Source organism: Mucilaginibacter sp. R-33 (assembly GCF_049949235.1).
In the GTDB taxonomy this organism is placed as follows: domain Bacteria; phylum Bacteroidota; class Bacteroidia; order Sphingobacteriales; family Sphingobacteriaceae; genus Mucilaginibacter.
Map to the genome: position 1 here is coordinate 1,067,306 of NZ_CP188089.1, position 21,528 is coordinate 1,088,833.

20 protein-coding genes and 2 tRNA genes are annotated in these 21,528 nt (G+C 41.3%); 8 read left to right on the forward strand and 14 right to left on the reverse strand.

Annotated features, from left to right (window positions below):
* Positions 1 to 48: 48 nt before the first annotated feature.
* Complete coding sequence (locus tag ACP26M_RS04715) at positions 49 to 486, reverse strand: AraC family transcriptional regulator (RefSeq protein ID WP_426586616.1); 438 nt, start codon at positions 484 to 486, stop codon at positions 49 to 51.
* Positions 487 to 525: 39 nt separating this feature from the next.
* Positions 526 to 1,728, reverse strand: coding sequence for an NAD(P)/FAD-dependent oxidoreductase (locus ACP26M_RS04720; RefSeq protein WP_426586618.1), 1,203 nt, complete (start codon positions 1,726 to 1,728; stop codon positions 526 to 528).
* A 225-nt stretch (positions 1,729 to 1,953) separates the two neighbouring features.
* Between ACP26M_RS04720 and ACP26M_RS04725 the strand changes: the two genes are divergently transcribed.
* The 4 genes from ACP26M_RS04725 (at position 1,954) to ACP26M_RS04740 (ending at position 3,719) form a co-directional block, all read left to right on the forward strand.
* Positions 1,954 to 2,027 (forward strand) — tRNA-Pro (locus ACP26M_RS04725).
* 101 nt (positions 2,028 to 2,128) lie between these two features.
* Positions 2,129 to 2,202: transfer RNA gene (locus tag ACP26M_RS04730), tRNA-Pro, on the forward strand.
* Between the two features lie 240 nt (positions 2,203 to 2,442).
* Complete coding sequence (locus ACP26M_RS04735) at positions 2,443 to 3,315, forward strand: alpha/beta fold hydrolase (RefSeq protein ID WP_426586620.1); 873 nt, start codon at positions 2,443 to 2,445, stop codon at positions 3,313 to 3,315.
* A gap of 209 nt (positions 3,316 to 3,524) precedes the next feature.
* Positions 3,525 to 3,719, forward strand: a complete 195-nt coding sequence (locus ACP26M_RS04740) for a hypothetical protein (protein WP_091162486.1) — start codon at positions 3,525 to 3,527, stop codon at positions 3,717 to 3,719.
* A gap of 16 nt (positions 3,720 to 3,735) precedes the next feature.
* Here the strand turns inward: ACP26M_RS04740 and ACP26M_RS04745 are convergent, their stop codons facing one another.
* Complete coding sequence (locus ACP26M_RS04745; protein ID WP_426586622.1) at positions 3,736 to 4,104, reverse strand: hypothetical protein; 369 nt, start codon at positions 4,102 to 4,104, stop codon at positions 3,736 to 3,738.
* A 309-nt stretch (positions 4,105 to 4,413) separates the two neighbouring features.
* On the opposite strand from ACP26M_RS04745, the gene ACP26M_RS04750 reads away from it, so the two are divergent.
* Entirely contained in the window at positions 4,414 to 5,319 is a 906-nt protein-coding gene (locus ACP26M_RS04750; RefSeq protein WP_426586624.1) for a VOC family protein, read from the forward strand.
* A 244-nt stretch (positions 5,320 to 5,563) separates the two neighbouring features.
* Here the strand turns inward: ACP26M_RS04750 and ACP26M_RS04755 are convergent, their stop codons facing one another.
* The 5 genes from ACP26M_RS04755 to ACP26M_RS04775 form a co-directional block, all read right to left on the reverse strand.
* Entirely contained in the window at positions 5,564 to 5,959 is a 396-nt protein-coding gene (locus tag ACP26M_RS04755; RefSeq protein ID WP_426586626.1) for a (R)-mandelonitrile lyase, read from the reverse strand.
* A gap of 189 nt (positions 5,960 to 6,148) precedes the next feature.
* Positions 6,149 to 6,709 (reverse strand): DapH/DapD/GlmU-related protein, encoded by a 561-nt coding sequence (locus ACP26M_RS04760; RefSeq protein ID WP_426586628.1) that lies wholly within the window; start codon positions 6,707 to 6,709, stop codon positions 6,149 to 6,151.
* Between the two features lie 10 nt (positions 6,710 to 6,719).
* On the reverse strand, positions 6,720 to 6,980 hold the full coding sequence (locus ACP26M_RS04765) for a hypothetical protein (protein WP_426586630.1): 261 nt from the start codon (positions 6,978 to 6,980) through the stop codon (positions 6,720 to 6,722).
* A 64-nt stretch (positions 6,981 to 7,044) separates the two neighbouring features.
* A complete protein-coding gene (locus ACP26M_RS04770) occupies positions 7,045 to 7,923 on the reverse strand; it encodes a helix-turn-helix domain-containing protein (protein WP_426586632.1) in 879 nt (292 codons plus the stop codon).
* Between the two features lie 165 nt (positions 7,924 to 8,088).
* Positions 8,089 to 9,306 (reverse strand): PQQ-dependent sugar dehydrogenase, encoded by a 1,218-nt coding sequence (locus tag ACP26M_RS04775; RefSeq protein ID WP_426586634.1) that lies wholly within the window; start codon positions 9,304 to 9,306, stop codon positions 8,089 to 8,091.
* A 456-nt stretch (positions 9,307 to 9,762) separates the two neighbouring features.
* Here ACP26M_RS04775 and ACP26M_RS04780 point away from each other — a divergent pair, with 456 nt between their 5' ends.
* From ACP26M_RS04780 to ACP26M_RS04790, 3 genes are read left to right on the forward strand one after another with little or no spacing between them, the layout of a single operon-like run.
* On the forward strand, positions 9,763 to 10,233 hold the full coding sequence (locus ACP26M_RS04780) for a (2Fe-2S)-binding protein (RefSeq protein ID WP_426586636.1): 471 nt from the start codon (positions 9,763 to 9,765) through the stop codon (positions 10,231 to 10,233).
* Positions 10,230 to 12,380 (forward strand): molybdopterin cofactor-binding domain-containing protein, encoded by a 2,151-nt coding sequence (locus tag ACP26M_RS04785; RefSeq protein ID WP_426586638.1) that lies wholly within the window; start codon positions 10,230 to 10,232, stop codon positions 12,378 to 12,380. Before ACP26M_RS04780 ends, ACP26M_RS04785 begins: the two co-directional genes overlap by 4 nt.
* Complete coding sequence (locus tag ACP26M_RS04790) at positions 12,377 to 12,970, forward strand: hypothetical protein (RefSeq protein WP_426586640.1); 594 nt, start codon at positions 12,377 to 12,379, stop codon at positions 12,968 to 12,970. Before ACP26M_RS04785 ends, ACP26M_RS04790 begins: the two co-directional genes overlap by 4 nt.
* A gap of 272 nt (positions 12,971 to 13,242) precedes the next feature.
* Here the strand turns inward: ACP26M_RS04790 and ACP26M_RS04795 are convergent, their stop codons facing one another.
* From ACP26M_RS04795 to ACP26M_RS04820, 6 genes are all read right to left on the reverse strand, one after another.
* A complete protein-coding gene (locus ACP26M_RS04795; protein ID WP_426586642.1) occupies positions 13,243 to 14,190 on the reverse strand; it encodes a hypothetical protein in 948 nt (315 codons plus the stop codon).
* A 3-nt stretch (positions 14,191 to 14,193) separates the two neighbouring features.
* Positions 14,194 to 15,645, reverse strand: coding sequence for an MBOAT family O-acyltransferase (locus ACP26M_RS04800; protein ID WP_426586644.1), 1,452 nt, complete (start codon positions 15,643 to 15,645; stop codon positions 14,194 to 14,196).
* Between the two features lie 201 nt (positions 15,646 to 15,846).
* The gene (locus ACP26M_RS04805; protein ID WP_426586646.1) at positions 15,847 to 16,284 is read right to left on the reverse strand and encodes a helix-turn-helix domain-containing protein; all 438 of its coding nucleotides are present in this window, start codon (positions 16,282 to 16,284) and stop codon (positions 15,847 to 15,849) included.
* A gap of 577 nt (positions 16,285 to 16,861) precedes the next feature.
* On the reverse strand, positions 16,862 to 18,388 hold the full coding sequence (locus ACP26M_RS04810) for a PAS domain-containing protein (RefSeq protein WP_426586648.1): 1,527 nt from the start codon (positions 18,386 to 18,388) through the stop codon (positions 16,862 to 16,864).
* 137 nt (positions 18,389 to 18,525) lie between these two features.
* Positions 18,526 to 20,478 carry a polysaccharide biosynthesis protein gene (locus ACP26M_RS04815; RefSeq protein WP_426586650.1) on the reverse strand — a complete coding sequence of 651 codons (1,953 nt, stop codon included), beginning with the start codon at positions 20,476 to 20,478 and terminating at the stop codon, positions 18,526 to 18,528.
* 23 nt (positions 20,479 to 20,501) lie between these two features.
* Positions 20,502 to 21,527 carry a GNAT family N-acetyltransferase gene (locus ACP26M_RS04820; RefSeq protein ID WP_426586652.1) on the reverse strand — a complete coding sequence of 342 codons (1,026 nt, stop codon included), beginning with the start codon at positions 21,525 to 21,527 and terminating at the stop codon, positions 20,502 to 20,504.
* Position 21,528: the final 1 nt, after the last annotated feature.

The window sequence follows — 21,528 nt, forward strand, 5'->3', positions numbered from 1 at the left end:
TTAATGTTGTTTGATAAACCAAAAGTCGTTATCAAAAAAGAACCGGGCTTATTGAAAATTGCGATTTCGCTGCCATTCTTTTTCCCGGGCAAAGCAACCAGGTATAAATTTGAGGGGCGATTGCTGCATCTCCGCCTGTCGTTTAAGTTCTGTTTGCTGGTAGTTTGCAGGAGAACAGGATGTGATCTTTTTAAATAAAGCCGAAAATGAAGTAACACTGTCAAAACCTACAGCATAACAAACATCAGCAATGGGAAGGCCTTTTTTTAATTGCAGCCGGGCGTTTTCAACCCGCACCTGGATGAGGTATTGGTGTGGTGTTTTACCATAGATGTTTTTAAACAACCTGATGAAATGATATTTGGAAAAATACGCTTCGTCGGCAATATCGTTCAGATCGATCGGTTCATGATAGTTTTTATCAATGAACAACTTAGCCTGTACAAGCCTGCGGTAAAGGTATATTTTGGGTAATTGATTGGTCATTTCAGGTATAAATATCGGCTTTTATTATTTGAAAACGCGCTACCTGTTAAAACTGAACAATTGAACATGTTCGTTCTTTCTCTCCATGATAAGATCATGGAGAATTTCGGCAGCAATTACGCTAAAAGTGATACCATTACCTCCAAAGCCAAGCGCAAAATAAGTGTCTGGTCTTTCGGGGATATAGCCAATATAAGGCAAGCCATCTTTCGTGTTGGCAAAAGCACCAGCCCACCTAAAATCAGCTTTTAATGGGATGTGCGGCATTTTTTTGAGAAAAGCCTGCTGTAACATGTCCGTCTTTCGTTTAATAACAGAAGGCGGTATATGCGGATGATGAAAAGGGTCATCGCGGCCTCCAACCAGGATGCGGTTTTCACTTACAGCCCTAAAGTACATGTAGGGTACAGCAGTTTCCCAAATCAAACTGTTCTTATACCAAAAACGTACATCGGGCAAAGGCTCCGAAACCAGCGCGTAAGTTGAGTTAATTTCGGCTATTTTTTTAGGGACGTATTTTAAACTTTCGTAACCACATGCAATAATCAACTTTTTAGCTTTGATAACTGAGCCGTTGCCGGTTTGCAGCGTTATGCCTTGTTTATGATGCTCAATGGCTTTAATATCGGTATTGCTGTATACTTTATGACCGGCTTTGGCAAAATTTGCAAGTAAAGCATGGGTAAGCAGATATGCATCAACCTCCCCGCCATCTGCAGAGAAAATACCCCCGGAAGCCTTAAACCCGAATTTCTGTTCAATTTCATCAGCCTCGAGCCAATGTACATCAAAACCATGCTTTTTACGGAGTTCATATTCCTGCATTAACGAGGCTGTATGTGTTTTGAAGCTGGCATACTGCAAACTTGGCCTCAGGCTAAAATCAAAAGCAGGTTTAAGCGATTTACATAAATCAGCAATATCGTAAATAGCTTTGCGGCAAAGTTGATAGCTTGTTACGGCATTTGCTTCGCCAACCAGGTTTTTTAAAGATGTAAGGGGCGTATCAATTTCATATTGCAGGAAAGCAGTGCTGGCCGCGGTACTACCCATACCAACGTGGCGCTTATCAAAAACAGCTATACTTAAGCCCGAGTTGCGGAGTTGCCAGGCTGTTAAAGCGGCACTGATGCCGGCTCCAATAATTGCTACATCCAGCTTCAAATCTTTTTGCAGAGAAGGGTAGGAAGCAACTATGCCATTTTTTATTAGCCAGTAAGGTTGTTGTTCATATAAATTCATGGATTTGAACAGCTATAGCAGAACAACATGAAATCCTTTTTTTAGTTTTTTGGAGGGAACTCAAGTGTAATAACAGGGTTGTTCAGTATTTTGAGAAACCATAAAGAATTTAATTTAAGGCAATATTTTGTTAATGAGGAGATTATATGAAGGGTTGAAAAATCTTTCAAAAAAAATTTTGCAACTTAATTTAAAATCCTACTTTTGCACACCCAATCAGGGAGACGGGATGTAGCGTAGCCCGGTATCGCGCCACATTTGGGATGTGGAGGCCGCAGGTTCGAATCCTGCCATCCCGACGAAAGCGATACCAAGTGTCAAAACCCTCTAAATTGAAAGTTTAGAGGGTTTTCTTTTCTGATTGATGGAATAGCATGCCAGCGCAAGCTGAATAAAAAAACGGGATGTAGCGTAGCCCGGTATCGCGCCACATTTGGGATGTGGAGGCCGCAGGTTCGAATCCTGCCATCCCGACAAAAAGCGATACCAAGTATCAAAACCCTCTAAATTGAATTTTAGAGGGTTTTCTTTTTACAGATTCATGTTTACTTGCTTCCATTACTTGATCTTCTTTAACGGGGAGCAACCAGAGTCATTTCTTCGCTTACAAGCATATTTTGTCGCAATTCTCCCCTAAGTAGTCGTTTTTGCACGCTATCAAACCCTGAAACGAGTTCCATTTTTGTATTGATAATAAAATCAAACTTAAACGCCATGAAAAATTTACTCCATGCACTTAATGCTCTTAAATCAATGCTGTTCATTGTAATTATGTTTGCAACATCCCGATCAAACGGACAACAAATAAAGCCTTCCAACAGTGGCTATGCACCTGTGAACGGGATCAAAGTTTATTATGAGGTATATGGCGGGGGTAAGCCGCTCATTTTACTGCATGGCGCTTTTATGACAATTGACGGAAACTGGGCCGAATTGATCCCTGAACTATCAAAAAACAGGAAAGTAATTGCCATTGAATTACAGGGACACGGGCATACACCGTTTTCGGATAGAAAGTTATCATATGCTACCTTAGCAAATGATGTAGAAGGAGTGATGGATTACCTGAAAATTGACAGTGCCGACGTAGCAGGATATAGTATGGGTGGCTCTGTGGCTTACAAGTTCGCTATACAAGCCCCTAAACGGTTAAAAAAATTAGTGATCATTTCTTCTACTTATAAAGGTAGCGGCTGGCTGCCTGAAATAACCAATGCATTTAAATCCTGGAAGCCCGAGCTTTTTATGAATACTCCTATGAAAGCCGCATACGATGCAATATCACCAGATAAAACAAAATGGTCGAAGTTTATAGAGCAGATGATCGCTTTCGCGCGGGAGCCGTTCGACTTTGGTGATGTAAATATTTCGAAAATTTCTGCGCCGGTATTGATCATAGCCGGTGATAACGATGGGCTGGACAAAATTGAATTGGCAAAAACATATAAATTATTAGGCGGCGGCGTTTCTGCTGATTTAGCGCCAATGCCAAAATCGCAATTGGCCATTGTCCCTTCGCAAGGACATGTAAGCCTGATGATGCAGACAACAACGGTGTTGACCTACTTGAGCAATTTTTTAAAGTAAGCTGATGCAAATGCATGCTAACAGAAAAGAGTTATCAGAATTTAGCTTTTTGATCAGGCAGCTTCTCTCGTAAGGATATTGTTCGCAAGTATTTGAAAGAGTAGTTCGAATGATCTTTTGAAGAAATGCTTTGAACTTCTTGCCGCTCAATCAACACTTTTTGCAATCAAATCTTCATCGTAATTGTTGTTACCTAAAAAGGAGGAAGCATGCCCTGGTATAACGGAGATTACCCGCCATCTTACAAAAATCAACCTCCCAAATTGCGGGAAAAGGCGGTAGAAATTGCTAATGAAATTTTGAAGGAAAGCGGGGATGAGGGCCTGGCCATAGCCACAGGTTTAAAAAAGGCACGGGAATATTTTAAAGATCATCCCGAAGAAGCTGATGCTGACAACGATTAAATTGTTCAGGAAGCTATTAAAACATCGCTGCGCTTTTAGGGGTTACTTTACCGATCCTTTTATCCGTGCGCGAAACAAGTTCGCACAGCTGTATTGCCGAACTCTCAAAATCATCGTGGCTGTCACTAAGCAGGAGCCAGGCTGTATCAAAGCCCTCGTCTAATACAAAATCAGTGATGGCCGGTATTTCCCTTTTGAGGCTGGAATGGTTTTCCCGCGTGGTAGAGATCCAAATACCGTTATGCTGCGGATTTTTACCAACCTTTCGGAAGATCAGCACAATTTTTTTATCGAAATAGATATAGAACATGCCTACCGCCGGCTTGATGATTATACCTGTCGGCAGGTAATCGAGCAGGAAGTCAAATGGCACGGTTTTTTTCATAGTTTTTCAATGAATGTGCAATATAGTGCACCCTGATGAAAATAAAGGGTTTTTCATTTGGTTTGGCAGACCGACGGTGAACGAACTCATGTCATAATATGCCGCTTAAATGTCACTAATGCACCTTGTCGGGCCATGAAAAACCAATTAGTTTTGAGGTAGTGAATAAGAAAAATCAGAACAGATTAGGATCTTGAGTTCTTATTCCCGATAAAGGCTGCAAGGTGAAGCCTTAACCGGCGGTGCTGCCTGTAAAAACAATTAACGCTTACAATTTTTAATTATATATCACCACTAAATCATTTATCTATGTTACCCATCAAACCACACATCTGGTTCGACCAGGATAAAGCCCGGGAAGCTGCCGAGTTCTATGCAACCTTAATGGCTGATTCGGCTTTAAACTATGTTAATCATTTCCCAATGCCCGGCGGAGAGTGCGAAATAGTTGAATTTACCTTTGCCGGCCAGTCATTCCTGGGCATTAGCGCCGGGAATGGGTTGAAGATCAGCCCCTCTATTTCTTTTATGATCAATTTTGATCCGTCGCGTGACTCGGATGCCGCAGGGCGTATTGACGAAGTTTGGAGCAAACTGTCAGAAAACGGGAAGATAATGATGCCACTCGACCGGTATCCTTTCAGCGAGCGCTACGGTTGGGTGAGCGATAAATATGGTGTGTCATGGCAACTGATACTGACCAATCCGGCAGGTGAAGAAAGACCGGTGATCGTTCCGTCGCTGATGTATACCGGCCAGATGGCCGGTAAAGCGGATGAAGCCATCGATTTTTATTGCTCTGTGTTTAAAGACGGTAAACGCGGTATTACGGCGCCACGTCCGGAGGATATGGGCCCAGATAAAGCCGGCACGCTTATGTTTGCCGATTTTTATATAGACCAAACCTGGCTGGCAGCTATGGACAGCGCACATCCGCACGGTTTTAGTTTTAACGATGCTGTGTCACTATTGATCCCCTGTGAAACACAGGAAGAGATCGATTATTACTGGTCGGCGCTTTCGGCTGATGGCGAACCCGGTCAATGCGGATGGCTGAAGGACAAATATGGAGTGTCCTGGCAGGTTGCATCAACAGTTATGTTAAAAACACTGAAAAACGGCAGCCCCGACCAAATTGCACGCATTACGCAGGCTTTTATGACGATGAAGAAAGTTGACATCGCAACTCTGCAGCGGGCCTCTGATGGCCTGTGACCAGTGTCGGCGTGATGCCGCTATTACCTGTTAATTTACCGACTTGGCATATTCCACATCATTAGGTTCCTATAGTTCAATTTTATTGCCTTCAGGGTCCATCCAATGTACAAAGTTGCCATAACCGGCTTTCTCTACTGAATCGGTCGGCAGGATGCCGGCTGATTTAAGATTGGAATCATGAATTGGCGCATCTGCAGCTTCAGTATCGTGTGCTTTTTACTGTTGTTGTTTCCATAATCGTTTATTTTGAATATTGATCATCACTTACTTTCTCCAGCCAGGTAACCACATCGCCGTTAACAGCTTCCTGAATGGCTATATGACTCATAGCTTTACCCGGCGAGGCACCATGCCAGTGTTTCTCCTTTGGTTCAAACCAAACTACATCACCCGGCCCTATATCTTCGATTGGCCCACCTTCGCGTTGTACCCGGCCAAGACCGGAAATAACAATAAGTGTTTGACCTGCCGGGTGAGTGTGCCAGGCTGTTCTGGCGCCAGGCTCAAAGGTGACCAACGCACCCGCGCCTTTGGTAGCTTCTTTTTTTGCAAACAGGGGATCTATGCGCACCGCGCCCGTAAACCAGGCTTCCGGGCCCTTTACTGATGCTTGCATGCCGTTTTTAATAATTTCCATAACAAATAGACTAAGAGAGTTTATATGGTTTTGACATCAATGACATAATGTAGTGTATTTTGCAGCCATTATATTTTCCTGGCTTCGTTAACTTGTCGTGCTTTAATAACCTGTATTTGTGGGTAAATGTTATTATCTGTATAGTAATTAACTTTTTAAGTTTCCGATATGCTAATGCGCCATTGTTCTTCATGGTTCAATGGGTTTTAAAATTTTTGCCGGAATACCGCCGACAACAGTATTTGCCGGCACATCTTTGCTAACAACCGCACCCGCGGCAACAACGGCATTCTCTCCAACGGTTACACCCGGCAATATAGTAGCGCCAGCGCCAATCCAGGCGTTGCGCTTAATAATGATAGGTTTGCAAATCATACCCCGCCGGTTAACCGGGTTGAGTGGATGATTTTCAGTGATCAGGTTTACCTTAGGGCCGAGGAGCACATGATCTTCCAGCGTAATACCGCCCATGTCAAGAAACGAGCAGGCATGATTAATAAACACATGCTTGCCAATACTAATGAAACGGCCAAAGTTGGTATGGAACGGTGCGAACAAAGTGGTGCTTTTGTCTATTGTTGCGCCAATAATGTTGCTAAGCTGCTCGCGGACCTGCTCAACGGTGGTTGCTGCATTGAGTGCAGGCGACAACGCCAGAGTGCGGGCCACCACAGCATTTACCTTGTGAAATTCTGGGTCAGTAAGCGGAACAAATTCCCCTGCTTTCAACCGTTCGAAAATATCTTTCATAATAATGTTTTTATTTAACGCTATTGTATTCATTATCAGAAATATGTAGCCATATCGCAATGCCTTTTTCTATATTGAAATTGATTGCTATTTGCGTAAAGCTGTTTTGGAACGTAGTACCATGCCAGTGTAAGATGCCCGGCGAAATGGTGACCACATCACCTTTGTGTAGAAATTTTTGCGTCGTGGCACTTAGTGAAAACAGACTACCTGCACCTAAAATCATCAGCTGCAGTATGATGGAAGTTTTGTATCTGCCGATGTTTTTCATTTTGCAAAGTTAATGCTGTTGCCAACTTTGCTGTTTAAGAAAATCAAACCAATGCTTATGAAAATCAAACTTCCATGGTGCGAAGCGAGGTTGGATTGGTGCCCGTCATACGTTTAAAATAATTGTTGAAGTAGCTGGGATATTCAAAGCCAAGTGCATAAGCGATGTCGGCTATGTTCCAGTCAGTATGTTGTAACAGTGCTTTTGCTTCGCTAATAATCCGCTCTGCAATGTGCGCAGATGTTGGCCTGCCGGTAACTTCCTTTACCATACGGTTGAGGTAATTTACGTGAAGGGCGAGGTTTTGGGCGTAGTCCTGGGCCGTCTTCAACTGCAACGGCTTATTTGGGCTTTCTACAGGAAATTGTCTTTCAAGCAATTCCATAAATACAGCAGCAACCCGGTAGGCAGCGTTTTTATGCTGATCAAAATTTTCAGAGGGCTGCATTTTCATCGCTTCATGCATGATCAGGTTGATGTAACTACGTATCAGGTCGTCTTTATATACGTAACTACTGTTTTGCTCATCTATCATCTTCTGAAAGAGGATGTTCAGAGACGCTCTTTGCTGTTCGGTGATCTTTAATACCGGTGTGCCGCCGATCTTGAAAAAGGGTGATTGCTGCAGCATATCGGTACGTTCTGAAACGCACAGAAATTCTTCGGAAAAGAGACAGGTATAACCCACATAAGTGGTTGAGATAGTTTCCCAGGAATAAGGAATATGCGGATTGCCAAAAAACAAAACAGTGCCCTCCACTTCAAAGCTGCGGTCGGCATAGTGAATCTTGCTTTTGCCTGTAGTTAAACAAATTTTGTAAAAGTCCTTTCTACTGTAAAACCGGACTGCCTGATCGTCTTCTTTTATCTGGAAAACATTGAAGCCTTTTAACCTGAGGTCATTGTTAAAGAGAGAAACCGATCGCGCTATTTTATTGTCCATGACGTAAAGTTATGAAACTCAAACTTTCAATTTCCAATTAAAAAGACAAGCGCTGACCTTTGATGTAATTGTATATCCCGTTCCCGAATTGTAAACAGGCGGTTCCGCTATATTAAGCAGCGCTGATCGATTTAAGCAAAATTACTCTCCCATAAACTTTTCACATTAAAGTTTACTTATTTTGTAAAGATTGCCATTGTCCGTAACACCGTATAATGCGCCATCCTTACCGGTGACAAGAGAACGCCAGCGTTCGCCCTTGTCTTTCAGCAGGCGTTCTTCCGCTACAATCTTATTGTCTTTGATAATAAGCCTGATGATATGTGATCCACCTAAGGCGCCTACAAATAGATTTCCTTTCCATTCGGGAATCAGGTTGCCCGTATAAAAGGTTATGCCGCACGGTGAAATACTTGGGTTCCAGTAATAGATGGGTTGGGCCATGCCTTCTTTTTGTTGTATGCCATCGCCAACTTTTACACCCCTGTATTCGATGCCATAAGTAATAACCGGCCATCCATAATTCTTTCCCGGCCGGATAACGTTAATTTCGTCACCTCCCCGCGGACCGAATTCCGATTCCCATAATTCGCCGGTATTTGGGTTCATCGTCATGCCTTCGGGATTTCTTAAGCCATAAGCGTAAATTTCGGGCAAAGCGCCGGCTTTTTGCGCAAATGGTCCATCAGGCACCGGTTTCCCGTCACGGGTTATATGCAATACTTTTCCGATTGCAGTATTCAGGTCCTGGGCCTTGACACGCATTTCATCATCCCCATGTTCGCCTGTGCTTACAAACAGATTGCCTTGCTTATCGAAAACGATTCGTGAGCCGAATTGCAGATGACCGTTATAAGCAGGTTTAGCATGATAGATCACCTTTACATTTTCGAGCCTGCTGTAATCGGACGAAAGCACACCAGTGGCGACAGCCAACTGGAATCCCTCAGAAACTTTTTCGGAGTATGACCAAAATAACGTCCGGTCTTTTACAAAAGAAACGTCAAAATTAACATCTAACAAACCTCCCTGGCCACCCACTGCTACTGCCGGCAAACCTTGAATATTCTTGTCCAAACCGCCATCAGCCCTTAATATCCGCATGCTACCGCCTTTTTCTGTAATTAAAAAGCGCCCGTCGGGCAAACAGCGTAAAGCAAAGGGCTGTTTCAGCTCATGATTGATCACGTTTACACTGAGTTTGGTTTTAGTTTGTGCGCCGGGGGCTCTTGTCTGACCCGGAAAAGCAGGCTTGTAGTCGGCCGTTGGCGATTGCGTTTCAAAGGGCGGCAGTGACTGGGCAACAGCCCGCGCAATATCAAGAAAAAAGCAAAGTGAAGCAATTGCACAGGTAACTAACAAGGGTTTGATTGGTTTTGACATGGGTAATGTGTATTTGTTGTGAAGATAAATAATATGCCGGCAAATGTTAAAATGTGTTGAGCAAATAAATCTGCCTGCTCCGGTAATATTAACAGGCCATCAGGTGGTAACAGAGCCCAAGGGCAATGATTTATTATCAGTACATATAAAGAGCGTTGCGATGTTTGAGATATCTTCCTCTGGCCGATATGAAATTAGCTGGCTAGTGCCTATAGCTTAGGATTTAAGTACCTGCGGCATTTTACACCGGCATTTAAAAAAGGTAAGCGGCCAAACACGCCAGAAATATAGAGCATTGAATTGAGAAACGGGCCGGGTCGGTTCACCCTGGCGCCAGATTTAACCTGCAATAGATTTAAAGAAAAATAACTATTTTATTTACACTGGTATTCCTGGTAGAAATATTTAAATTTAATTATTAATTCCCGATCTCAAGCCTAACTTAAACTCTTCAATATGATAGCGATAACAATCAATGGGGAACAGCGGGAGGTTGCCGCTGACCCGGACATGCCTTTACTGTGGGTTATTCGTGACCTTTTAGGCCTTACCGGCACCAAATTCGGTTGTGGCGTGGCGCAGTGCGGAGCATGTACTGTACACCTGAACGGCGAAGCTGTACGGGCATGCGTAACAAAGGTGAGCCGGGCGGCAGGGCAGCGGGTTACTACAATTGAAGGACTGTCTAAATTAAATGACCACCCTTTGCAAATTGCCTGGGCCGAGTTCGATGTTCCGCAATGTGGTTACTGCCAGTCGGGCCAACTCATGTCGGCAGCTGTTTTACTGCGGGAAAACCCCAATCCAACAGATCAGGATATTGACGATGCGATGTCGGGTAATATTTGCCGTTGCGGTACATATCCCCGCATCCGGTCGGCTATACACAAAGCGGCAGAATTGCAGCGGGAAGGAGCAAAATCATGAACAGGCGTAACTTTATACAATCAGGTGCATTATTGAGTGGTGGCTTGCTCATCTCATTTACTATTCCAAAGGCCAATAAACTGGCTGCCCTTGCAGATACCGCTGAGTTAAATATGTTTGCGCCGAATGCATTTTTAAATATAGGTACAGACAACAGCATTTCGGTATACCTGAGCCATGTGGAAATGGGGCAGGGGATCTGGACTACGCTGCCCATGCTTATAGCGGATGAGCTTGATGTGGATCTGAAAAAAATCAACATTAAACATGGTGGTGCCAATAAGGCGTTTAATCACCTTATTTACGGAGCGCAAATTACCGGGGGCTCAAGTACCACCTGGTCTGAGTTTGACAGGTATCGAAATGCCGGCGCAACCGCACGGACGCTCTTGCTTCAAACAGCCGCTACCCGTTCGGGGATTGCTGTTGAAAGATGCAAAACGGAAGATGGGTTTGTTATTGCCGGGAACAAAAGATACACTTATGGCGAGTTAGCTAACGATGCCGCAAAGTTACCTGTGCCTGCAAAGGTTCCGCTGCGTTCGCCCGCCGATTGGAAATACATCGGCAAAGGAAGCAAACGGATGGATGCGCGAGTAAAGACTGACGGTACTGCAAAATTTGGCATGGATATCCAATTTCCCGGATTACTTACCGCTGTTGTTGCCCATGCACCTGTTTTTGGTGGTAAAGTTAAATCGTTTGATGCCGGTAAGGCGAAAACAATTCCCGGCGTAAGGGAGGTTGTACAAATTCCGACGGGTGTGGCTGTTATTGCCGACCACTTCTGGGCCGCCCAACAGGGACGGAAGGCCTTACAAATAACCTGGGATCATGGCGCCGGCGTGCAGTTAAACACCGGTGCGCAAACTGCGGCTTACCGAAAACTGGCTGCCTCGGATGGCCTCCTGGTTCAGGAAAAAGGCGATGTTAAAGCAGCGTTTACAAAAGCGGTAAATACCATTTCGGCAGAATATGTTTTTCCTTACCTGGCCCACGCACCTATGGAACCACTGAATTGCACAGTAAAGATTGAAAATGACAGTTGCGAGATATGGACGGGTACACAGTTGCCAGGCGGGGAACAGGCCGCTGCTGCAAAAATTCTTGGATTTAAGCCGGAGCAGGTAAAAGTAAATATACCATTCCTTGGGGGAGGCTTTGGCAGGCGTGCTACACCTGCCTGCGATTTTGTTTCGGAGGCAGTTCATATTGCGAAAGCAAGCGGTAGGCCGGTAAAAATGGTATGGACACGGGAAGATGATATGAAGAGCGGCTTTTACCGGCCTTTTTATGTCCATAATGTAAAGATTGGCGTTGATAAGGGCGGTCTTCCCATTGCCTGGAACCATAATATTGCAGGTCAGTCAATTATGGCGGATGCGGCAGTGCTTTTTGGTCCGCCTCCGGCAATAGATGATACAACTGTGGAAGGCGTAAAAGGATCACCATACCTGGACGAGATACCAAATCATTTTGTCGGCCTTCACACCACCAAAGAAGTAGTGCCTGTTTTGTGGTACCGGTCTGTAGGTGGTACGCACACTGCATTTGTAATGGAAACGCTTATAGACCAGCTTGCCCACAATGTAAGTATCGACCCTGTGGAGTACCGCCGCGGGTTATTTAAAAATCATTCGAGGCACCTGGCTGCACTTAATCTTGTGGCTGAAAAAGGCAATTGGAACCGAACGCCGTTACCAGGGCGGTTTAAAGGCATGGCGGTACATGAGGCTTTTGGCAGCGTCGTAGCTATTATAGCCGAAGTAAGCGTTGATAAAGGAGTTACGAAGGTACATCAGGTAGACTGTGCAATTGAGTGTGGCCTGGCCGTGAACCCCGACGGTGTAAAAGCCCAAATGGAAAGCGGGATAATTTTCAGTATCTCGATGGCAATGTACGGCGAGCTGACGTTCGTTAATGGAGAATTGCAACAAAATAATTTTTATGATTACCGGATCACCCGGATGCACGAGGCACCCCGGATCAATGTTTACATTGTGGACAGCGAGGAAAAAATGGGAGGCGCCGGAGAATGTGCAGTTCCGCCAACAGCACCGGCTGTAGCTAATGCAATTTTTGCAGCAACCGGAAAACGGATTTACAATTTACCTATCGTTAACAACCGACTCGAAAAACAGGCATGAAAAAACTAATAATCACCATGATCGTTTTGTTTATGTCAAGCGCGGTCATATTATCGTTCAAAGAGGAAAAATCAACATTTAATTATGCGGCACTGCCCAAAGATAGCGTAGCTTCTGTTGCAGCTTTTAAACAGGTTTACACTGTATTAATGAGCGCCCGCTGTATGAATTGTCATCCTTCAGGTGATATACCGCTGCAGGGTGAAGATAATCACTTGCACACCATGTTTCCTAAACGAGGGGTGGACGGTAAGGGTGTTTATGCCATGAAATGCGCCAATTGCCATCAGCCAACAAATACCCCGGGCTTGCACACGCCTCCGGGCAATCCCAACTGGCATCTGCCACCTGCCGATATGAAAATGGTTTTCCAGGGCAGGACGCCCCGTCAGTTGGCAAAGCAAATCATTGATCCCAAGCAAAACGGGCATAAGGACATGCAGAAGCTCATTGCACATGCAGATGATGGACTGGTGCTTTCGGCCTGGAAACCGGGAGAAGGCCGTAAGCTTCCGCCAATGAGCCATGCGGCATTCAAGAAAGCCTGGCTTACCTGGCTAAAAACCGGTGCGTATGCCCCGGCTAAATAAAGTGTGACAAAGCCGGGATCATTAAAGACGGAGGAAGCGGGGTTTTTAATAGCTCAGCTATCTAAGTTGTTGATTTATAATGCTGCTTATTTAAATGCAGTTTGAGTTAATAATAATGCGCAGGCCAAAGCTTCATCCTGGTTATCAAAATTGCCGGCAAACCTCCTGCAATAGTCATCAGATATAAAAAGTTTAAGCTATTTATAAGACAAAAAAAAGCCCGATACATTTGGTACCAGGCGCTGTTAGTTAGTTGTTTGATATTTTATTTATTAATTGCTACTGACCGTTTTATTATCAAGCTGACTTAGGGATGCGGTATTAACGGTATTAAGCATCCCGTTTATAATGCGCTGATTGATGTACGCCGAAAACTTTAAAGCTCCTTTGAAATTCAAATGCCCAAAATCGGCAAAGTCATCATTTTTTAGCGGAAAGTTATTGAAGTCCAGGAATTTTATATCGCTAAAGTAACGCTCCCGGATCAGCGAAAATTCGGCCTCATTATTTCTGTATTCATACAAAGGATGTTGCGGGCTCCTGATCAGGAAGACACTTTTATGCATGCTATTGCAATAATTTATTATTTTCCTGAGATATTGAATATTGGTTGTTGAGATTGCACTTTTATTTGATGGTGTTTTAATATTTTTACCCGCCGGATTATTTGAAGGTAAAAGCATGGAACCTTCTATTTTGAAATATCCTCCTGTTTTTCCTGTATAATCGTAATTAAATGAAAGCGCTTTAATAAAATTGGTACGTGCAGCTATGCCTACACAATTCATAAAATATTTTGAATTGTGCTTAGCCAGCAATTCAAAATCGGCCGGACTCATAAAAGAGGCATATTGCGGAAACATGTTTGACATGTAGGTATATCCCCATGTCCAGTCATCCATTTTTGTGTCAATCTGGTTATTTGAAAATTCTATAAGTACAGTGGTTATCTGAGGGTTTTGCGACAGGTATTTTTTAACCTTCTGAAAGGTGTAAAAATAAGATTCGGCAGAATGCGACAGATTGGTTAGCTTGGGTATTAGGGTATCATTGTAGGCACATTCTGAATGCGAATGACCAAAAAGTGCAATAGTATTGTCTTTTTTTACACTAAACTTTGAAAATTTATTTACCATATAACCCGGGATGAGGGCAATAGCTAAAATGAGCAGGCAGCTCATTAAAACAAATGATATGGTTTTTATTAAAAAGCGGTGCATTGCTTAAAATTGAAAGTAAATAAACTGCTGCTCTTTTCCTGTAAATAAAAAAATCACCACAACCAATGTATAGTAAAAGGTCAATCTGTACCCTCTTTTTCTTAACCAACTTAACTTCTCAATGGCATATTGGTTTTCCCGCCCCTGCCACTCAACTATTATAAAACATAGGATAAGAATGATCACTTCAAGCAATTGTGCTTTGTTAACATCTAATTGAGGTATGGAAAAAAGCGATCGCGAAAAAATCCGGCCAATATATTTAAATGCTTGTGTAACACTATCAGCCCTAAAAAAGATCCATGCAAAAATTACCTGCAGAAATGTGGCTATCATTTGCATGACTTCGGTGAAAGTTGGCATAGCTTTACCTTTGGCTGCTATCTCGAGGTGGTTTCTGTTTGTTTTTAAAAGGATAGAAGGGAGAATGAATAAAGCATTTAGAAGACCCCAGATGATGAAGGTCCAGTTGGCGCCGTGCCAAAAACCGCTAACCAAGAAAATGATTAATGTGTTTCTTACTTTGAGCCAGGTGCCTGTTTTGCTGCCCCCAAGAGGTATGTATAAGTAATCTCTAAACCATGACGATAGTGAGATATGCCATCTGCGCCAAAACTCGGCCATATCTCTTGAAAAGTATGGGAATGCAAAATTTCTCAGCAGTTCAAATCCAAAAAGTTTTGCTATGCCTAATGCCATATCAGAATATCCCGAGAAATCGCAATAGATTTGGAATGCAAAAAATATGGCGCCTAAAACAAGGGTACTGCCTGAATAATGCGAACTATTTGCAAATATCATGTTGGCATAGTCGGCACATTGATCGGCAATTACAGCTTTTTTAAACAGGCCCCATAGAATTTGCCTCAGGCCATTAATTGCGTCCTGGTAGTTAAATTCTCTCTTTGTTTTTACCTGGGGCAAAAGGTGTGTTGCCCGTTCGATAGGGCCCGCCACCAAAAGCGGAAAAAAACTTACAAACAATGAATAGTCGATGAAGTTCCGTTCGGCTTTAATACGGTTTTTATAAACATCAATTACATATGATAAACCGTGAAATGTATAAAAAGAGATACCGACAGGGAGGATTACATTTAGGGTAAACGGGCTTAAATGGATACCGATACTGGCGCATATGCTGGCAAGCGATGCTGCAAAGAAGTTGTAGTATTTAAAAACACCCAGAAAGCCCAGGTTTACAGATACGCTTAACCAAAGCCAAAAGGTTTTTAGGCTTTGTGTTTTTGCCTGGTACATTTTTAGCCCGGTAAAATAATCTAAAAGGGTCGAAAAAATTAAAAGTAAAAGAAACCGCCAGTCCCAGCAAGCGTAAAAAAAATAGCTTGCAGCGAGCAGCAACAAATTTTGCTGTTGCATTTTTCGGTTAAGTACAAACCAATAAAGCACAAAAACCACAATCAGAAATATTCCGAACCCAAAGGAATTAAAAAGCATGATGGTGAATTTTAAAAAATAGCCATAGTGGCCGACTTAGGGATATTCAGTATGTACAGGCTGGGAAATAGGTAGATGTAGATGTATAACAAAAGGCAACAAAAATTGATCGCTGTTTTGCAGCAACCAACTTATAACTGTATAAAAAAAGTAAGTAAAGGTCTTTTGTCAATATAATAATTTTGTGATATCTGGAAGCTGTCAATCTGCCTTTAGCGTGTTTTCGTTGCGCAACGCTTCATTGAATTTTTCAAGCAATTTTATATACTTGTCCATCCAATAATATATGGCATCAAGCGGAGCGTCTTTTGCTTCATGGGTTTCGATATCCTTTTCGGCATTCGGCGAATTAAATCTCAAAGCAAATTCGTTGGGAAATTCCTTTGAAAAATCATGTTCGATAACGATTCCGATCTGACAAATTATATCAAAGCTAAGCCTTTTGGTATTAAACCAATTGTATAACGTTCTGCGGCTTACGTTGAGCTTCCGGGCGATTTCACTTATCCCCATATGGTCACGTCTAACAATTCGCTCTACAATTTTGCCAAAATGTAAATCTTGAGTGTCATTAATACCAATAGATCTTTGATCGTTATTGATATATGAGCTAACAGGGTAATAAACTTTGCTGTGCATAAGATTAGATTCGATTAGGTGTCAATTTTTAGTTGGTTAGCATAATTAAATTTAGGTTATAATAAACTGCAAATTACTTATAGATATTTATGATCATAAATATCGGGTCTCGGATTTTTCTGAATCATGATTTAAGTTTAGGTTATTCATTTGTTTGGTATTTAATGCTTCACATTCGTTTATCAATAAACAAGCAATGACCTTGTTGATAATTCGTATCATCGTTTGTGAATTAAATTTATGTATACTTCCTATCTTAATTCAACCTATAAAAGGCCAAATTATACCTGTAGAAGGCGTTAATGCACACTAATTAGGAATAGTAAAAATGGCTCTGCACGTTTTTGGGGCCGATATTTGCCAGGTTTTGTGAGTGGTAGTTAAGTTATTAAACTGTTATCCATCCAATGAAGTGTTATTTTAGTTAATTTTACTAAAGGTGTAATTTTTTTCAAAATAAGATAAATTTAACACATAGCGCTATTGCAAACGCATATATTCGTAAAATATTGGCGAATTATCATTTTTTTTATCTTCCGCTTGGAGATCAGTACGATAAAATATTTTTCTAAACAGCTCAGTCCGTTAAAAAATTGGCCGTTTTAAACGGTGAAAGAGGAGTAATATCCAGAAGTATTCCTGATAGCTTTTTACACTTATTATTTTGAAATTCAGGATAACCAATAATTCTTATCTTTCTTGAATTACCTTTGGCGGTTATCATATCAACTTCAATATCAAAAGAGTTTCCGTATTTTAACGCGTCTTTTAAAGCTTTTTTACTAAGTCTCTCGCTTTTGCCTTGTTTAAAAAGTTTCCATATCGTTTTTATATCAGGTACGAAGTACTCAGGTACTTCAAGGATACTTTTTATAACGTTATCCCATTGCATGGTATGGGTAAGCAGATCTCGTGTCCAGGTACCTATTTTTGACAAGGTAGCGGCTCTTTTTAGAAGCTTCTCGGCCTGTTTGTTTTCTTTCTCTATGGCTTTAATTTGGGAGATATCTTCGGTATGGATAAATAGTCCGCCTGTTTCTCCCGAAGTTGTAAACCAAGGTTGAATATTCCACTTTAACCAAACGCGGGTGCCATCATTCTTTTTTAAGAGCAGGCCATCATATTGATATATATTACCTTTTAAGCAATGATTATGGAGCTTTTCGCATTTCTTTTTTGTATCTGGTAAAACTTCATATATACTTTTTCCAATAAAACCTGTGTTTTCAAGTTTGTATTCGGCAACCCATTTTTTTGAAGCAGCAATAAATTGCATCTGGTTATTGAACATGGCAATAGCAATAGGGGCCTGTTCTATAAGCATTTTATTATGAGTATTATTTTCTTTTTGTGTTTCGATGAGCTCACCATCGGATGATTTTTCTTCTAAATATCGATGATAACATGCCGAAAAATTTGACGGATTGGAAAAATTAAGCATCACCGCCATTTGGTTTTTATTGCAGCGCTTTTCCCTGATATATCTGTCTGCAATTTCCATTTGCAGATACCGGTAATAGGAAAAAATCGTTCTGCCGAAACTCAGCTTAAAATCTCTTTTTAATTTTGACTCAGATACAAAATGTTTTTTTGAAAGTGCAGAGATACTCGGAAATCCGATAAACAGGTTCTCATTTAGTGTTTTTGCAACATTTTCAAGGAGCTGGTCGTTTTGAGTTACAAACTCCGGTAGTTTTTCTACTCCTGTTTTATTATTATCGTGGGATTTATTATTTAGCGGGCTAATGTCTGCCATATGTGCATAAAATCCCTTTATTTCACCTTCAACATAGTTGGGATGATAAGTTACCCGCACGTTTTTAGCTTTGCCCGAATACAAATGAATTACCTGGTCAAAAACCTGTATTTTACCGCCTAACACACCATTAATATAAGGAAGCTGCGCTTCAAATAATGTTCCCAAAATTTCTGAAAGATGTGATTTATTGATCATATGCTCCGGGGTTATCCCAAACCAATCGGCCGTAGCTTTATTGGCATAGCGGCAAATCAGGTTTTTATCCCAATAAGCCAGCATGGCTTCAGTATGCTCCGTCACGTTGAACGCTATCTCAAAAAAATCAGAATTCGGATCAAAGGACATTAGATTTCCTCTTTAAAAAATAACAATCATCAGCTTTACCCATCGTAATGCGAATGGGATATTAGGTTTTAATTTGCTTAAATCTGCAAATTATTATTGAAAACCTATAAGATAAATCATATAAATTAAAAAAAAGCTTAGTTCACCATTTGTTTGTCAATCAATTTTATGTCGAGCTTTTCATATTGAGAATTATTGCTGATGTAATCGGGCAATATGGTTTTCATTTTCGATACCATCAAATCAACTTCATTATGCAGGTTGAGCTCCAAAAGGTCCTTTATTAAATTATTGATCTTAGCATAACTAACCGGGATATTTTTGGAGATTTTGATGTCTTTGTTATAAGTAGGTATTACCTCTTCTTCCGCATTTAACAACTCTTCGTATAGTTTTTCGCCAGGCCGCAAGCCGGTATAAACAATCTGGATATCTTTTCCCGGAACAAGACCAGCCATTTTTATCATATTCGCCGCCAAATCGGCAATTTTTACAGGCTCGCCCATGTCAAACAAAAATATTTCGCCCCCATTGCCCATTACGGCTGCTTCAAGTACCAGTTGTACAGCTTCGGGTATAGTCATAAAGTACCTTGTGATATCCGGATGGGTAACGGTAACGGGCCCGCCTTTTTCAATTTGTGCTTTAAAGCGAGGGATCACGGAGCCGTTTGACCCAAGGACATTGCCAAAGCGGGTTGTTATAAACCTGGTTTGGTTGCCTTTTGACGGATCAGAGTTAAAAAAATGCTCTTCAAATAACACGTTATTTAACGATTGGATATACATTTCCGCTATCCGTTTTGAGGCACCCATGATGTTTGTTGGACGCACCGCTTTATCTGTTGATATCATTACAAATTTTTCGACATTAAATTCTATTGAAATGTCTGCCAGGATTTTTGTGCCCCATACGTTTGTTAAAATAGCTTCAGTTGGATTATTTTCCATCATCGGTACGTGCTTGTAAGCTGCCGCATGAAATACTATTTGAGGCCTGTATAAATTAAATAGTGTTTTTATGCGACCGGAATTTTGGATATCAGCAATAAAGATCCTGGTGCGATTACCGTACAAGCCGTCTTCAATTTCCATTTGAATATCATGCAACGGGGTTTCGGCCCTGTCACATAATACAACAAATTCGGGACTATACATTAACACTTGCCTTACCAGCTCAGAACCTATTGAACCAGCAGCACCCGTGATCAAAATCCTTTTACCTTTAATGTCATCCAAAATATGTTCATTGCAGATTTTTATGGGTTTTCGCTCCAACAGGTCTTCTATTTTTAAGTCTTTAAACTGATTTGGGTTTGGCTTGCCATTGATCCACTGGTCTGATGACGGCACAACAATTACTTTTATGCCAAGTTCAATGCATTTCTCAACCGCCTTTCTTTTTCCATCGATTTTTATATCCTCGGATGTTATCAGCATTGACTTTATATCGTAGCGTTTTTTTAGCATATCAATTGATTTGATAGGATAAACCTGCTTTTGCTCAATGCATTTTGATATTCTGTCAACCCCGGTGTCGATAAAGCCCTGAACATTGAGTATAAATCCTTTTTGTGCTTCAAGGGCATTTTTAATTAGTATGGAAGGTTCGTTGGACCCGTAGATCAGTACATTTTCTTTTTCAACTTTATAACTTGTTGCCTCAATGTATTTAAAAACATCCTTGATTATAATACGCATACACATAAGCATAGACGAAGTGATAAAGAAATTGATCAGCAGCACATCCATCAATCCGGTGACATCTATTTTAAGATAGAAAGCGAAGAACACATGATAAAACAGCAGAAACGTAACATTACTTGCCAGTACGGTTATTAAAATCCGCATCATATCGCGTGTGTTGGAATACCTGATAATACATGTATGTATTTTCATTATCATAAAAACCAGCACCGCATTGCTGCAATAAAAGAGCATATAATAAAGACTGATGGGATCAAACTGAAGCCGGTTTTTAAAGTATAGTGATGTCCATAATGATAACAAAACTACCATCAGGTCAATTACCAGGATTAGCCATCTTGAATGAAACTTATCCTGGAATAACAAATTTTTGAGGTATATCATAACTGGTTTATTTAGGTATTATCTTAAGCGTATCTGTATAGTGGAAAAAAGTCTACTTCGGCGTTTTCTTCAATGCCCTTATCCTGCAAAAGCTTTTGGTATATTTCGGGATTGGCAATATATCTCCATGTTTTAAAGTCAAGATGGAGGTCGGAGAAGGCACATTTCCAGTCAAAGAGCTTGTCGTTCTTAAATCCAAGGCCACCGCCCAGGTTGTAATATTTCATTCCCTTTTCCCTGCCTATCTGCGTTATACAATCGGCCAGAAATTTGGTTGGGCTATGGTGTAAATATTCTGCCCGGGCACCTACTAAATGGGCTTGAATAATACCATTTGTAAAGGTTATTATAGTGCTTGCAATTGCAATGTCGTTATAGTAAACAGTTAGCAAACGGGCTTCATATTCAGATGTGTTTAATATTTCTGAAAAGTATTTTTCATTAAACAGGTAGTAGCTACTGGCGCCAACGCGTTTCATGTTTTCGGTATAAATTTCGACAAAGGTGTTTAAGCCGTCAGCATTGGTTTCATCCTTTACTTTAAACCCCCTTTTCCATGCGTGCTTAATAGCATCCATGGTTGATTGCCTGTATTTTTTGCGCTGTTCATCAATAGGCACTGAAAGGTCAAGTACTACCGTTTTTCCGTTTTCGTGAACACCTCCAAATTTCTCCAATAATTTTTGCTGCTTATAAAAAGGATGAAGTCTTACAAAAACAGACACATACTTTTCCTTTATAAGGAAATTATTGAAAGCGCCTTTAAAATTTTCCAACAGCTCCTCATCTATCTCATCAATCTTTTTGTTTGAAAACGGGCCCGAAAAACCATATACACAGGTTAGGTCGTTGTAGTCAGAACCCGGAATTTTTCGCTGCAGCAGGGGGAAGCCGATATAGGTATCTGACTCCTCATAAATAAATAGAACAGGATCTCCGGCTGTTTCAAGGGAGTGATAATGCCATGTATGATAAAAATCATGTTCGGCCGAATTACCGACGTAAGAAATCCATTCCTCTTTATTGAGCAGGGTAAAGATCTTAATCATT

What these genes read in the sequence shown, in the direction of transcription:
- ACP26M_RS04715 (WP_426586616.1), bottom strand. Translation starts at nt 486, where the DNA reads ATGACCAATCAATTACCCAAAATATACCTTTACCGCAGGCTTGTACAG.
- ACP26M_RS04720 (WP_426586618.1), bottom strand. Translation starts at nt 1,728, where the DNA reads ATGAATTTATATGAACAACAACCTTACTGGCTAATAAAAAATGGCATA.
- ACP26M_RS04735 (WP_426586620.1), top strand. Translation starts at nt 2,443, where the DNA reads ATGAAAAATTTACTCCATGCACTTAATGCTCTTAAATCAATGCTGTTC.
- ACP26M_RS04740 (WP_091162486.1), top strand. Translation starts at nt 3,525, where the DNA reads ATGCCCTGGTATAACGGAGATTACCCGCCATCTTACAAAAATCAACCT.
- ACP26M_RS04745 (WP_426586622.1), bottom strand. Translation starts at nt 4,104, where the DNA reads ATGAAAAAAACCGTGCCATTTGACTTCCTGCTCGATTACCTGCCGACA.
- ACP26M_RS04750 (WP_426586624.1), top strand. Translation starts at nt 4,414, where the DNA reads ATGTTACCCATCAAACCACACATCTGGTTCGACCAGGATAAAGCCCGG.
- ACP26M_RS04755 (WP_426586626.1), bottom strand. Translation starts at nt 5,959, where the DNA reads ATGGAAATTATTAAAAACGGCATGCAAGCATCAGTAAAGGGCCCGGAA.
- ACP26M_RS04760 (WP_426586628.1), bottom strand. Translation starts at nt 6,709, where the DNA reads ATGAAAGATATTTTCGAACGGTTGAAAGCAGGGGAATTTGTTCCGCTT.
- ACP26M_RS04765 (WP_426586630.1), bottom strand. Translation starts at nt 6,980, where the DNA reads ATGAAAAACATCGGCAGATACAAAACTTCCATCATACTGCAGCTGATG.
- ACP26M_RS04770 (WP_426586632.1), bottom strand. Translation starts at nt 7,923, where the DNA reads ATGGACAATAAAATAGCGCGATCGGTTTCTCTCTTTAACAATGACCTC.
- ACP26M_RS04775 (WP_426586634.1), bottom strand. Translation starts at nt 9,306, where the DNA reads ATGTCAAAACCAATCAAACCCTTGTTAGTTACCTGTGCAATTGCTTCA.
- ACP26M_RS04780 (WP_426586636.1), top strand. Translation starts at nt 9,763, where the DNA reads ATGATAGCGATAACAATCAATGGGGAACAGCGGGAGGTTGCCGCTGAC.
- ACP26M_RS04785 (WP_426586638.1), top strand. Translation starts at nt 10,230, where the DNA reads ATGAACAGGCGTAACTTTATACAATCAGGTGCATTATTGAGTGGTGGC.
- ACP26M_RS04790 (WP_426586640.1), top strand. Translation starts at nt 12,377, where the DNA reads ATGAAAAAACTAATAATCACCATGATCGTTTTGTTTATGTCAAGCGCG.
- ACP26M_RS04795 (WP_426586642.1), bottom strand. Translation starts at nt 14,190, where the DNA reads ATGCACCGCTTTTTAATAAAAACCATATCATTTGTTTTAATGAGCTGC.
- ACP26M_RS04800 (WP_426586644.1), bottom strand. Translation starts at nt 15,645, where the DNA reads ATGCTTTTTAATTCCTTTGGGTTCGGAATATTTCTGATTGTGGTTTTT.
- ACP26M_RS04805 (WP_426586646.1), bottom strand. Translation starts at nt 16,284, where the DNA reads ATGCACAGCAAAGTTTATTACCCTGTTAGCTCATATATCAATAACGAT.
- ACP26M_RS04810 (WP_426586648.1), bottom strand. Translation starts at nt 18,388, where the DNA reads ATGTCCTTTGATCCGAATTCTGATTTTTTTGAGATAGCGTTCAACGTG.
- ACP26M_RS04815 (WP_426586650.1), bottom strand. Translation starts at nt 20,478, where the DNA reads ATGATATACCTCAAAAATTTGTTATTCCAGGATAAGTTTCATTCAAGA.
- ACP26M_RS04820 (WP_426586652.1), bottom strand. Translation starts at nt 21,527, where the DNA reads ATGATTAAGATCTTTACCCTGCTCAATAAAGAGGAATGGATTTCTTAC.